Here is an 11,580-nt window from a genome sequence, read left to right as displayed (position 1 = left end):
AAGACCGTGACACATTACGTACTCATCGGGCTTGGCATCCTGATTGCCGTCCTCACCGTGGTGGCAGCCCTCGGCGTGCTGCCGTCGCTGCGCATCGTCCCTGATGACACGCATTTCGACTTCACGCGGTTCCGGCGCATCAGCTTCCCGATCTCGGCGGCGCTGTCGATCGTCGCCATCACGCTGTTCTTCACCCACGGCCTGAATCTCGGCATCGACTTCAAGGGCGGCACGCTGCTGGAGGTGCGGGCCAAGTCCGGCGCCGCCGACATCGCGGCGATGCGCACGACGCTGGATGGCTTGAAGCTCGGCGAAATCCAGCTGCAGCAGTTCGGCGGCCCCGAGAACGTGCTGATCCGCGTTGCCGAGCAGCCCGGCGGCGACAAGGCGCAGCAGGATGCCGTGCAGAAGGTGCGCACCGCACTCGGCGATTCCATCGAATACCGCCGTGTCGAAGTGCTCGGCCCGCGCGTCGCTGGCGAGCTTCTCGCCTACGGCATGCTTGGCCTGATGCTCGCCATCGTCTCGATCCTGATCTATCTCTGGTTCCGGTTCGAATGGCAGTTCGCGCTGGGCGCCATGATCGCCAACGTGCACGACATCGTGCTGACCATCGGCTTCATGTCGATCAGCCAGGTCGATTTCGACCTGACCAGTATCGCCGCGCTGCTGACGATTCTCGGTTATTCGCTCAACGATACCGTCGTCATCTACGACCGCATCCGTGAAATGCTGCGTCGCTACAAGAAGATGCCGATGCCGCAGCTGCTCAACGAGTCCATCAACTCGACGCTGTCGCGCTCCATCATCACCCACTTCACGGTGACGCTGGCGCTGCTGGCGCTGCTGGTGTTCGGCGGCCATGCGATCCACAGCTTCACGGCGGTGATGATGTTCGGCGTGGTGCTGGTCGGCACCTATACGTCGATCTTCATCGCGGCGCCGATCCTGATCTATCTCGGCGTCGGCGAGCATCGCGAGGATGCGAAAGACGAGGCTCCGCCGGCGAAGAAAAGCAAGGCATGATCCGAACCGCATGCCCTCGCAGGCGTTTGCGAGGGCAATAGGCTCATTCGGACGAAGCACATGGCCGGCGATCCCAACGCACCGCATTTCCCGCGCTCGGCGCCGATCGAGGCCTATGGCAAGGGCGGCTTCGCCTTCGCCGGCATGTCGCATCGGGGCTCGCTGCTGTGCCTGCCCGAGGCGATCTGGGCCTGGGACGTGACCGATCCCGCGAAGATCGACCGCTATTCGCTGGACAGGGTGTTCGCAGCCGCCAACGGCATCGACACGCTTCTGGTCGGCACCGGAACCGGGCTCTGGCTGCCGCCGCCGGAGCTGCGCCAGGCGTTCAAGGCGGTGAGGGTGGTGCTGGACACGATGCAGACCGGTCCCGCCGTGCGCACCTACAACATCATGATCGGCGAGCGGCGGCGGGTCGCCGCTGCGCTGATCGCGGTGCCGTGACCAGCACATTGAACCGCACATGAGCAGTGCCGCTCCGCCGCCCGATTCCGTCGCCTTCTGCGCCGAGCTCGTGCGCGGCCACGACTTTCCGCGCTATGCCGCGACGCTGTTCGCGCCCGCCGCCGAGCGCCGCGCGCTGCTGGCGCTCTACGCCTTCAATGTCGAGATCGTCCGCGTCCGCGACCAGGTGAGCCAGCCCTTGCCCGGCGAGATCCGCTTTCAATGGTGGACGGATCTGTTCTCGGGCCTGGTCCACGGCAGTGCCGAGGGCAATCCGGTGGCAGCGGAGCTGCTGCGTGCGATCCGTGATTTCGACCTGCCGGTCGAGCCGCTGTCGCTGCTCGTCGACGAGCACCAGTTCGACCTCTACAACGACCCGATGCCGACGCTGACGGCGCTGGAGGGCTATCTGGCCGCGACCTCATCGGCATTGTTCGATCTTGCCGCCCGGATCATGGCGCCACCGTCGGAGGCGGGCGAACATCTCGCCCGTCATGCGGGGCTGGCGCAGGGCATCGTGCAGGTCATCACGAGCCTGCCGCGCGATGCCTCGCACCGGCAGCTCTTCCTGCCGCAGCAGGTGCTGGCGAGCCATGGCTGCGAGATGGAGGATGTGTTTGCCGGCAAGGATACGCCGAACCTGCGCGCCGTGCTGGAGCAGCTCGCGGGCGAGGCGCAGCAGCATCTGACCACGGCGATGTCGCTGCTGGCGGACGTGCCGGCAGCAGTGCGTCCGGCGTTTTTGCCGTTGAGCCTGACCAGGGCGGATCTCAAGCGCCTGTCGCAGCCCGGCCGCAATCCGTTCGCGGTGCAGCCGACGTCGCGGCTGCGTACGCTGTGGACGCTGTGGCGGGCTTCACGTTCCCGGGAATTTACCAAATAGCGGCTGGCTTATCGCCTCGAACCACGGGATGCTCTATGCTGTCCCATGGCTGAGTTGTCCCAAACCACATCGCCCGATCTCAGCGACTTTCCGGTCGCACCTGGTGATATCCATGCTGCCGCCGATACCATCCGCGGCGCTGTCGTCGAGACGCCCTGCAGCTACAGCCGCACGCTGAGCAGCATCTGCGGCTGCGAGATCTGGCTCAAATTCGAGAACCTTCAGTTCACCTCCTCGTTCAAGGAGCGCGGCGCGCTCAACCGCCTCACCGCGTTGACGCCGGAGGAGCGCGCGCGCGGCGTCATTGCCATGTCGGCCGGAAACCACGCGCAGGGCGTCGCCTATCACGCCAAGCGGCTCGGCATTCCCGCCACCATCGTCATGCCGGTCGGCACGCCGATGGTGAAGATCGAGAACACCAGGCATCACGGCGCGGAAGTGGTCGTCACGGGGGCGACGCTGGAGGAGGCGGCCGCGTTCGCGCGCAGCCACGGCGAAGCCCGAAGCATGATCTTCGTCCACCCCTATGACGATCCGCTGGTGATCGCGGGGCAGGGCACCGTCGGGCTGGAGATGATGAGAGCGGTACCGGAGCTCGACACGCTGGTCGTCCCGATCGGCGGCGGCGGCCTGATTAGCGGCATCGGCATTGCCGCGAAATCGATCAAGCCATCGCTGCGGATCCTCGGCGTCGAGGCCTGGCTCTATCCCTCGATGTATAACGCCATCCACGGCGGCAATCTGCCGGCGCGCGGCGACACGCTGGCCGAAGGCATCGCGGTGAAATCGCCCGGCAAGATCACCACCGAAATCGTCCGCCACCTGGTCGACGACATCGCGCTGGTCAACGAAGCCGAGCTCGAGCGCGCGGTGGCGACCCTGATCTCGATTGAGAAGACGGTGGTCGAGGGCGCCGGCGCCGCCGGCCTTGCCGCCTTGATGTCCGATCCGACCCGCTTTGCCGGCCAGAAGGTCGGCCTGGTGCTCAGCGGCGGCAATATCGACACCCGGCTGATCGCGTCCGTCCTGACGCGCGAGCTGGCACGCGAGGGGCGGCTGACGCAGTTGTCCCTCGATATTCCTGATCGGCCCGGGCAGCTGGCCGCCGTTGCGGCGCTGCTGGCCGAGGCCGGCGCCAACATCATCGAGGTCTCGCACCAGCGGACGTTCTCCGACCTGCCGGCCAAGGCGACGCTGCTGCAACTCGTCATCGAGACCCGCGACAGCGCCCATCTCGACGAGGTCATGGCGAAGCTCGGCGCATCCGGATTGAGCGCGCGCTGCACCTGAGCGGCGCGCACTCTACCGCGACGGCAATCCCGCGAGGTGGTCGATCAGGCGGTCGACCTCGGCTTCCGTGTTGTAGTAGTGCGGCGACGCCCGCACGACGTGCGGCAACGCGCGAAGCTCGGCGTCGATGCGCGTGCTCGAGGGATCGGAAGCGCCGATCGTGATGGCGGCTGCGGCGGCACTGGCGACAACGGCGTCGGCCTCGTGTCCGTCCACCGTGAAGCTGACGATGGCGCCCGGCGCTCGTCCGAGATCGCGAACGGTGATGCCGGGAATAGACGCAAGGCCGTTGCGAAGACGGCCTGCAAGCATGCGGCAGCGCTGTTCGATCGTGCCGATACCGATCCCGAGGGCGTAATCGATGGCCGCGCCGAGCCCCAGGCGAGCCGCGTAGTTGTTCTCCCAGGTCTCGAAACGCCGCGCATCGTCGCGGAGTTGATAGCTGTCTCGCGAGACCCAGGGCGCCGCGAAGTGGTCGATCATCGGCGGCTCGAGCTTCTGGAGCAGCGCCCGGCGAACGTAAAGAAAGCCGGTACCGCGCGGGCCGCGGAGGAATTTGCGCCCCGTGGCCGAGAGCATGTCGCAGCCGATGGCGGCGACGTCGACGTCCATTTGGCCGACCGCCTGGCAGGCGTCGAGCAAATAGGGAATGCCGTGCGCCTGCGCGATCTTGCCGATCGCCGCCGCCGGATTGACCAGCCCGCCATTGGTCGGAACCCAGGTGATGGCGATCAGCTTGACGCGCTCATCGATCATGCGTTCGAGCGCGTGGACGTCGAGCTCGCCGCTGGCATCGCTCGGCACCACATCGATCACCGCGCCGGTGCGCCTGGCGACCTGAAGAAAGGCGACATAATTGGCGGCATATTCCGCCTCGGCGGTCAGGATGCGATCTCCTTTCCGAAACGGAAGCGAGTAGAACGCCATCTGCCAGGCGACCGTCGCGTTCTCCACCAGCGCAATCTCGTCGGGCGCTGCGTTGAGCAGGCGCGCCACCGAGCCGTAGACCGCGTCGAGCCGCTCGGCTTCACGATCGGCGGCCGCGTAGCCTCCGATCTCGCTTTCAAGATCGATGTGTGCCTTCAGCGCAGCCACAACCGGCGCCGGCATGAGGGCGGCGCCTGCGTTGTGGAGATAGGCGAGCCGGGCGGTGGCGGGCGTGTCGGCACGGATTCGGTCGAGGTCAATCACTGGCGCTCTCCGCTTCTGGCGATCTCATGCCTGGATTAGGCGGCTTGCCGTGCACGAGCAAGATGGCCCGTCTCAGATGCAGAGGCCGAGCAGCTTGACGTGGCAGTTGCTGGATTTGGGCTTGGACTCGGATTTCGGCTTGCTTGCAGGCGCGGCTTCGCGCCTCACGGCAACGAGGGGTTCCTTGTCCTTCGTCTTGCCTTTGCCTTTCGGCTCGTAATCGCCCGCGATCACCATGGCCCAATAGGTGCGCTTGCCGCTGGCGTTTCTGGCACTGGCGATGCCGACGCGGGAGGCATTGTGCAGCAACAGGTTCTTGCGGTGCCCGGACGAGTCGATCCACTGTCCCAGCGTTTTCTCGAAATTGTCGTAGCCGTAGGCGATGTTCTCGGCGGCGCGGCCCGCACCGGCCGGCGCGACGCGCCGGTTGAAGGGGCCGAGCGCATCGTGGCTGAGGTCGTCCTTCGCCGCCATCGCCTTGGCCTGGTCCATGGCGATGCGGTCGAGGGTGGCGTCGCGGACGACGCGGACTTCGCCGTGCTTGAGGCGGAAGCTGGAGATCAACTCGGCCGGAGAGTCGGCCATCGCGGGCGCGGCGATGAGCAGCAGGAAGCCCGCGACCAGGCCGCCAACTCCCCCACGCATCATCGTCCCCCGAATGCTCATGATCCCGCCACGCCCGAATGATCCGTCCGCTTCTCTATCGCCAATGTGGACGCTTCAAGGCGCAAGGCTACCCGTCAGCTCGCCGGCAGGTCCGCCTCGAAATTGAAGCGGTCGCGCAGATTTTTCCGCTGTTCCAGAATGTCCTTGAGGAACGCGCGGTCCTGGTCGTTCTTCATCATCGGCTCGATCAGGTCGAGCTGGTTCATGGCGACCAGTTGCAGGATCTCGGTGCGCGGCTTGCCGCTGGCGTCGCGTGGCAGCGCGTGCACCACCTGGATATGCTCCGGCGGTTTCGGTCCCTTGGCGGCTGAAAGGTCGTTCCGCAACTGGCCTTCGAGCGTGGCCTGATCGGCTTCGACGAAAGCGTAGAGCCCGACGCCGGAGCGGCGGTCGGCGAAAGCGACGATCGCGGTATCGCGCACGGCCGGATTCTTGCGGATCAGCGCGGTCAGCACCGGCGCATCGTTGACCAGCCTGCGACCGCCGCCCTCGCGGTCGGTGAAGTTGAACAGCCCGCGCGTGATGGCACGATAGACTTTCTTGCCGGTGGCGAGCCACAGGCTCGCGGCAAACGACTTCTTGGCGAGGATCTTTCGCTCGCGCGGCGTCAGCGCCTCGGGCGCGTAGGAACGCTTGTGCTTGAGCAGGTGCCTGAGGTCTTCATAGGCGAGGATGCGATAGAGCCGGCCGCGCCGGTTGAAGCAGGCGGCGAGCTGGAAGTCGGTGACGTAGGCGAGACCGTCGCGGCCGACCAGCCAGTTCTGCTCCTTGGCCAGATCGTTGTGGCAGATACCAGCGCGGCGCAGCCGGCGCAGCGCCGCCTTGGCCGAACGAAAATAGGCGAGGTCGCCATGCGGCTTTGCCAGGTGCAAAGCGACGCCGTCGACGAAGCCGCGCACCAGCGCACGGCGTCCGGCCCACAGCAGCTCAGGTCCGACATTCAGCCCCTTGGCGAGCGCGAGAGCGTGCTTCTCGCGGGCGAACAGATGGCGCGCCAGTGGGAACGACCACCACGGCACCTCGTCGAGCCGGCGCAGCACGGCATCGACCTCGCCGCTCTCGCCGCGGAAGCGGCCGCGCTCGACGGTCGAGAACACGTCGCGCTTGAGCAGCACGCCCTCGGTCCAGCGCACCGACAGCGTCGCGGCGTCGTCTTTGGGGAGGCTCATTGCAAACTCACGCGGCTGCGGCAATGCGCAAATGATCGGCGATCCAGCGATCGAGATCGGCGAGTGCCAAGGCGCTCATCGCCTGCTTCTTGGCCACTGTCTTCTCGTTGCCGCGCAGGCGCGTGCCGTCGGGCTTCTTGGTCGGCACGGTCGCAAGCGGGGGGAACAGACCGAAATTGATATTCATCGGCTGGAACGACCGTGTACCCGGCTCGATGGTCTCGATATGGCCCCCGGTGATGTGGCCAAGCAGCGATCCGAGCGCGGTGGTGCCGGGTGGGCCGACAAGCGTCTCACCGCGCGCGTCCGCGGCTGCATAGAGGCCGGCGATCAAGCCGACGCTGGCCGATTCCACATAGCCCTCGCAGCCGGTCATCTGGCCGGCAAAGCGCAGCCTCGGCTGCGCGCGCAGGCGCAACTGACCGTCGAGCAGTTTCGGCGAGTTGAGAAAGGTGTTGCGATGCAGGCCGCCGAGGCGGGCGAATTCGGCGTTCTCCAGCCCGGGAATGGTGCGGAAGATGCGCTGCTGCTCGCCGTATTTCAGCTTGGTCTGGAAGCCGACGATGTTGTAGAGCGTGCCGAGCTTGTTGTCCTGGCGCAGCTGCACGATCGCGTAGGCTTTCGTGGCAGGATCGTGCGGATTGGTGAGGCCGACCGGCTTCATCGGGCCGTGACGCAGCGTCTCGGGGCCGCGCTCCGCCATCACCTCGATCGGCAGGCAGCCGTCGAAATAGGGCGTGTTGGTTTCCCACTCCTTGAACTCGGTCTTCTCGCCCGCGATCAGCGCGGCGACGAAGCCCTCATACTGCTCCTTGGTCATGGGGCAGTTGATGTAGTCCGCACCGGTGCCGCCGGGGCCGACCTTGTCGTAGCGCGACTGAAACCAGGCCACCGACATGTCGATGGATTCGCGGTGCACGATCGGCGCGATCGCGTCGAAGAAGGCGAGCGCGTTCTCGTCGGTCAACGCGCGGATGGCATCGGCCAGCGGGGCGGAGGTGAGGGGACCGGTGGCAATGATGACGTTGCTCCAATCGGCCGGCGGCAGGCCGGCGATTTCTCCGCGAGCGATCTGGATCAGCGGATGGTCGTTCAACGCCTTGGTGACGGCCGCGGAGAAGCCGTCGCGGTCGACCGCGAGAGCGCCGCCGGCAGGCACCTGGTTGGCGTCGGCCGCGCGCATCACCAGCGAATCGAGCCGGCGCATCTCCGCGTGCAAGAGGCCGACGGCGTTGTTGGCGGCATCGTCCGAGCGGAACGAATTGGAGCAGACGAGCTCGGCAAGGCCGTCGGTGCGGTGCGCCTCGGTCATGCGGGTCGGCCGCATCTCGTGCAGCACCACGGGCACGCCAGCCTTGGCCACCTGCCAGGCGGCTTCGGAGCCGGCGAGGCCAGCGCCGATCACGTGCACGGTGTTGGATAGGGGTCCTGTCATGGGGCGGACAGGTAGCGCTTTTCGTCGGTCAGTGGAATCGCCGAGATCGAGTTTTCTGCCACCAGATACGACAACGCCCGCACGAGGCGGGCGCTATCGGTCCGTTCCGGTGGAGGGCTGAACGATATCAGCCCTGATACTGACCGGCGGCAACGCGCGGGATGTCCGAGCGATCGAGGCCGATATCGGCCAATTCGCGATCGCTGAGCTGGGACAGCTCGGCAACATTGCGCTGATAGTCCCGGAAGGCCTGGATCATGCGGATGAGCGAGAGCAGCATTGGTAGTCTCCTGTAGTTCGATTCAGCCCTTGCCCGGGCCTCATCGTTGAAATGAATATAGTGGAGAGTGGTGCAGTGCGAAAGTTCCGATGTTGCGATGCAGCTAAGCGAGTAGTGCATAGCACGGTTAGGGGACGCTTAACCTCTTGGCGATCCCGCCGAAGTCTCTAGATGGTTGTGCCGCATTTGGAGGTAAACTCCCGTGAAATCACGGAGTTATGGGTAGATATTTGATCTGGATCATCACGGAAATAGGTTGCGGCCGTGTTGCCGGCAAGCAGGTCATTTAGCTTGTACACCCAAGTCCGATATGCGCGAATCGCATGAAGAGAGATCTGTTATATTGAATTTATATTCATTTGTTTGATCGAATCGCAGGGAAGCCGCAGGGCATGCAAGCAGGATCCGCCAGGGTCGATTCTCCGGCGCGAGGGGGCTGTTGGCCAGATCCGCCTCCCCTGGATCGCGGTCCGGGCGGGGGACGTCCACACGCCGAGCGTGTGGTTGGATGACAAGGATGTAATGAAAAACAGAATTTCTGCATGACGCTCTGCGCAGCGCGCAACATCACGCAATTCTCGCGAGGAATTTATTGCGGCAAGTTGCCGCGCCCGGAGGAAAGTCATGTCGCAGAGCCCGGCAATGTCGCTGGGTCTGCCCCAAGAACAAGAGAAGGAAAGTAACATCATGACGAAGTTACTCGGGGTTATCGCCATTGCCGCCGTCGCGTTCGCGATTGCGCCCGCCCAGGCTGCCAAGCACGCCGCCATGGGAGGCTGCAGCTCGGCCAATCTGGAGAAGACGGAAACTGCGATCGAGGCCATGCCCGACGGGGACGGCAAGCTCGTTGCCCAGAAGGAGATCGCGGCGGCGCAGGATTCGCTGCTCAACGGTAAAATGGGTGCGTGCGGCGCGCATCTGAACAAGGCGATGCACGCCACCATGGGTAAGTAAACGCACCAGAGAGGGCCGGTCGCCGGGCGATCGGCCCTTCGCGCTTGTTGATGGATCTCTAGGGAGCGCGCGCCAGCTGGGTTGCGAAATAGGCGACGGTCTTGGAATAGACCTCGCTCTTATTCCACTGCTTGAGCACATCGAAATTCGGACTGCCCGGCTGCCAATCCTTGCCCTTTTGCCAGCCATAGCCGGCGAGATAATTGGCGGTGGAGGCGAGTACGTCGGGCGCGTTGTGCAGGAGATCCCGCTTGCCGTTGCCGTCGAAATCGACGGCGTATTTCATCCAGGATGACGGCATGAACTGGGTCTGGCCGAGCTCACCGGCCCAGGCGCCTTTCATCTCGGCGGGCGCGAGATCGCCGCGCTGGACGATGCGCAGCGCATCCATCAGCTCGGCGCGAAACTGCTCGGCACGCCGGCAGTCATAGGCCAGCGTTGCCAGCGAGCGGATCGTGGCGAACTTGCCGGTGTTGACGCCGAAATCGGTCTCGAGGCCCCAGATCGCGACCAGGACCTCGCCGGGAACGCCGTAGGCCTGCTCGATGCGCGACAGCACCGAACCGTATTGCTTCATCATGTTGGAGCCGCGCTGCAGGCGCGGCGGCACCATGCGGCCGGAAAATTCCTCGAAGGTCTGGGTGAAGACCTTTTGCGAGCGGTCGCGGTTGAGCACGCTCTGATCCAGCGTCACGCCAGCGAGACCCGATGCGATGGCCTGTTGCGAGATGCCCTTGGCGGCCGCGTCGGTTTTGAAATCCGCAAGCCAGGCATCGAAATTACCCGAGCCGCAGGCAACAGCGGCGAGCGCTGGCTGGGCGGACAGGATGGATGCGGAGAGGGCGAGGGCTGCGAGAGCGAGACGAGAAATCGTCGAGGTCATCGATTAAATGAATTCCGTGAAGCGATCTGACCGGCGGGCGCAATCTCGGTCGGAACCGCGGCCAAAGCAAGGCGTGCGACACGGCGCGATCCTGCCCGAGACGGGGCAGGATCGCATGTCACGATATCGTCAGGCGTCGGTCCTGTTCCGCCAGGGGAAGAGGTTGGCCGGGAAGTCGGCCGCCGGCTTGCGCGGACGATGCGGCGGGGGCGACATCGGGCGTGCACCGGGCTCCGAGACGATCACCTTGCGGTAGAGGTGCCAGGTGGCGTGGCCGAGCAGGGGGATCACCACGGCAAGGCCGAGGAAGGCCGGGATGGTGCCGAGCGCGAGCAGCACCGCCACGATCACGCCCCAGGCTGCCATCGGCACCGGGTTCCTCGCAACCACGCGCAGTGAGGTGCTCATCGCCTCGAATGCACCGGCATGGCGGTCCAGCATCAAGGGGAACGACACGGCGCTGATGCAAAGTGCGGCGAGCGCGAACAGGAAGCCGGCGCCGCAGCCGACCACGATCAGCCACCAGCCCTGCTGTGTCGTCAGCACGCGCGTCATGAAGTCGGAGATCCCGGTCACGCCCTCATAGCCGAACGCCGCGACATAGATCGCCTGCGCGGTTGCAACCCAGGTCACAAACAGCGCGAGCAGTAATGTGCCGAGACCGAGCATCGCCCCGAACGAGGGCGAGCGCAGCACCTCCATGGCATCCCAGGCGCTGGCTTCCTCATAGCGTTCACGCCGGCTGGAGAGCTCGTAGAGACCGAGCGCTGCGAACGGGCCGATCAGCGCGAAGCCGGCGGCGAGCGGAAACAGCAGCGGCAGCACCGAATAGCCCATCACCACCCGGGCGAGCACGAGGCCGAGGACGGGATAGATCACGCAGAGGATGATGGCGTGGCTCGGAACGGCCTTGAAATCGTCCCAGCCGCGCCGGAGCGCGTCATGCAGGTCGGACAGCTGGATGGTTCGAATGACAGGTCCAGTCGCATCCGCGCTCTGGGCCATTGTGGGGACATTGCCCGGGTAAAGTGTGGCCATGGTCGCTAGCTCCCTTGCCGAGCGGCCGAATCCGGCGCCGGCAAACGGCGCGAGCGGCCGCCATTCTTGAGTTTCGCGAGTCCGACCAGACGCGAATTCCGGAAGGCATCGCGAGCTGAACACAAACCGTACGCCTATTTCCGAGTCCTGTCCCTCACGCTTGGGTGAGATTCGATGCCGCAGCGCAACCTCGACGACGTCATTCGGTCGTCATTTCGCCGCAGATAAGCTGATGCTGCTCATTGGCTCGCAGAACTTCGCGGGCGTAATGCAGTGACTTGGTCTATAAGTGCCACTCAAGGCCCTTCCAACGGATCCTTT

At 65.1% G+C, this 11,580-nt stretch carries 12 protein-coding genes; 5 read left to right on the top strand and 7 right to left on the bottom strand.

What is annotated here, in order from left to right:
* Positions 1-6 precede the first annotated feature (6 nt).
* The 4 genes from secF to SE92_RS04380 are packed head-to-tail and all read left to right on the top strand — an operon-like array spanning position 7 to position 3,643.
* Positions 7-1,026, top strand: coding sequence for a protein translocase subunit SecF (gene secF, locus SE92_RS04395; RefSeq protein ID WP_063194636.1), 1,020 nt, complete (start codon positions 7-9; stop codon positions 1,024-1,026).
* Positions 1,027-1,086: 60 nt separating this feature from the next.
* Positions 1,087-1,470, top strand: a complete 384-nt coding sequence (locus tag SE92_RS04390) for an Mth938-like domain-containing protein (RefSeq protein ID WP_063194635.1) — start codon at positions 1,087-1,089, stop codon at positions 1,468-1,470.
* Positions 1,471-1,489: 19 nt separating this feature from the next.
* Positions 1,490-2,353 carry a phytoene/squalene synthase family protein gene (locus SE92_RS04385; RefSeq protein WP_063194634.1) on the top strand — a complete coding sequence of 288 codons (864 nt, stop codon included), beginning with the start codon at positions 1,490-1,492 and terminating at the stop codon, positions 2,351-2,353.
* A gap of 45 nt (positions 2,354-2,398) precedes the next feature.
* Complete coding sequence (locus tag SE92_RS04380; protein WP_063194633.1) at positions 2,399-3,643, top strand: threonine ammonia-lyase; 1,245 nt, start codon at positions 2,399-2,401, stop codon at positions 3,641-3,643.
* 12 nt (positions 3,644-3,655) lie between these two features.
* Here the strand turns inward: SE92_RS04380 and SE92_RS04375 are convergent, their stop codons facing one another.
* From SE92_RS04375 to SE92_RS34795, 5 genes are all read right to left on the bottom strand, one after another.
* Positions 3,656-4,834, bottom strand: a complete 1,179-nt coding sequence (locus SE92_RS04375) for an aminotransferase class V-fold PLP-dependent enzyme (RefSeq protein ID WP_063194632.1) — start codon at positions 4,832-4,834, stop codon at positions 3,656-3,658.
* A gap of 72 nt (positions 4,835-4,906) precedes the next feature.
* Positions 4,907-5,479, bottom strand: a complete 573-nt coding sequence (locus SE92_RS04370; RefSeq protein WP_063203343.1) for a CAP domain-containing protein — start codon at positions 5,477-5,479, stop codon at positions 4,907-4,909.
* A gap of 95 nt (positions 5,480-5,574) precedes the next feature.
* Entirely contained in the window at positions 5,575-6,669 is a 1,095-nt protein-coding gene (locus SE92_RS04365) for a serine/threonine protein kinase (protein ID WP_063194631.1), read from the bottom strand.
* Positions 6,670-6,676: 7 nt separating this feature from the next.
* Entirely contained in the window at positions 6,677-8,104 is a 1,428-nt protein-coding gene (gene trmFO, locus SE92_RS04360) for a methylenetetrahydrofolate--tRNA-(uracil(54)-C(5))-methyltransferase (FADH(2)-oxidizing) TrmFO (RefSeq protein ID WP_063194630.1), read from the bottom strand.
* 127 nt (positions 8,105-8,231) lie between these two features.
* The gene (locus SE92_RS34795; protein ID WP_007590701.1) at positions 8,232-8,384 is read right to left on the bottom strand and encodes a DUF1127 domain-containing protein; all 153 of its coding nucleotides are present in this window, start codon (positions 8,382-8,384) and stop codon (positions 8,232-8,234) included.
* A gap of 624 nt (positions 8,385-9,008) precedes the next feature.
* On the opposite strand from SE92_RS34795, the gene SE92_RS04350 reads away from it, so the two are divergent.
* Positions 9,009-9,338, top strand: a complete 330-nt coding sequence (locus tag SE92_RS04350; RefSeq protein WP_063194628.1) for a hypothetical protein — start codon at positions 9,009-9,011, stop codon at positions 9,336-9,338.
* Positions 9,339-9,396: 58 nt separating this feature from the next.
* Here the strand turns inward: SE92_RS04350 and SE92_RS04345 are convergent, their stop codons facing one another.
* Both SE92_RS04345 and SE92_RS04340 read right to left on the bottom strand, forming a co-directional pair.
* Positions 9,397-10,221 carry a lytic murein transglycosylase gene (locus SE92_RS04345; protein ID WP_063194627.1) on the bottom strand — a complete coding sequence of 275 codons (825 nt, stop codon included), beginning with the start codon at positions 10,219-10,221 and terminating at the stop codon, positions 9,397-9,399.
* Between the two features lie 129 nt (positions 10,222-10,350).
* Complete coding sequence (locus tag SE92_RS04340; protein WP_063194626.1) at positions 10,351-11,259, bottom strand: DUF2189 domain-containing protein; 909 nt, start codon at positions 11,257-11,259, stop codon at positions 10,351-10,353.
* Between the last annotated feature and the right edge of the window lie 321 nt (positions 11,260-11,580).

The sequence above is a fragment of the Bradyrhizobium sp. AT1 genome (genome assembly GCF_001590795.1).
GTDB lineage: Bacteria > Pseudomonadota > Alphaproteobacteria > Rhizobiales > Xanthobacteraceae > Bradyrhizobium.
This window is presented reverse-complemented; position numbering and strand designations above follow the sequence as displayed.

Excerpts from the sequence above, each read along its gene's own strand:
- SE92_RS04390 (WP_063194635.1), top strand. The coding sequence starts at position 1,087 with ATGGCCGGCGATCCCAACGCACCGCATTTCCCGCGCTCGGCGCCGATC.
- SE92_RS04385 (WP_063194634.1), top strand. The coding sequence starts at position 1,490 with ATGAGCAGTGCCGCTCCGCCGCCCGATTCCGTCGCCTTCTGCGCCGAG.
- SE92_RS04380 (WP_063194633.1), top strand. The coding sequence starts at position 2,399 with ATGGCTGAGTTGTCCCAAACCACATCGCCCGATCTCAGCGACTTTCCG.
- SE92_RS04370 (WP_063203343.1), bottom strand. The coding sequence starts at position 5,479 with ATGCGTGGGGGAGTTGGCGGCCTGGTCGCGGGCTTCCTGCTGCTCATC.
- SE92_RS04365 (WP_063194631.1), bottom strand. The coding sequence starts at position 6,669 with ATGAGCCTCCCCAAAGACGACGCCGCGACGCTGTCGGTGCGCTGGACC.
- trmFO (WP_063194630.1), bottom strand. The coding sequence starts at position 8,104 with ATGACAGGACCCCTATCCAACACCGTGCACGTGATCGGCGCTGGCCTC.
- SE92_RS34795 (WP_007590701.1), bottom strand. The coding sequence starts at position 8,384 with ATGCTGCTCTCGCTCATCCGCATGATCCAGGCCTTCCGGGACTATCAG.
- SE92_RS04350 (WP_063194628.1), top strand. The coding sequence starts at position 9,009 with ATGTCGCAGAGCCCGGCAATGTCGCTGGGTCTGCCCCAAGAACAAGAG.
- SE92_RS04345 (WP_063194627.1), bottom strand. The coding sequence starts at position 10,221 with ATGACCTCGACGATTTCTCGTCTCGCTCTCGCAGCCCTCGCCCTCTCC.
- SE92_RS04340 (WP_063194626.1), bottom strand. The coding sequence starts at position 11,259 with ATGGCCACACTTTACCCGGGCAATGTCCCCACAATGGCCCAGAGCGCG.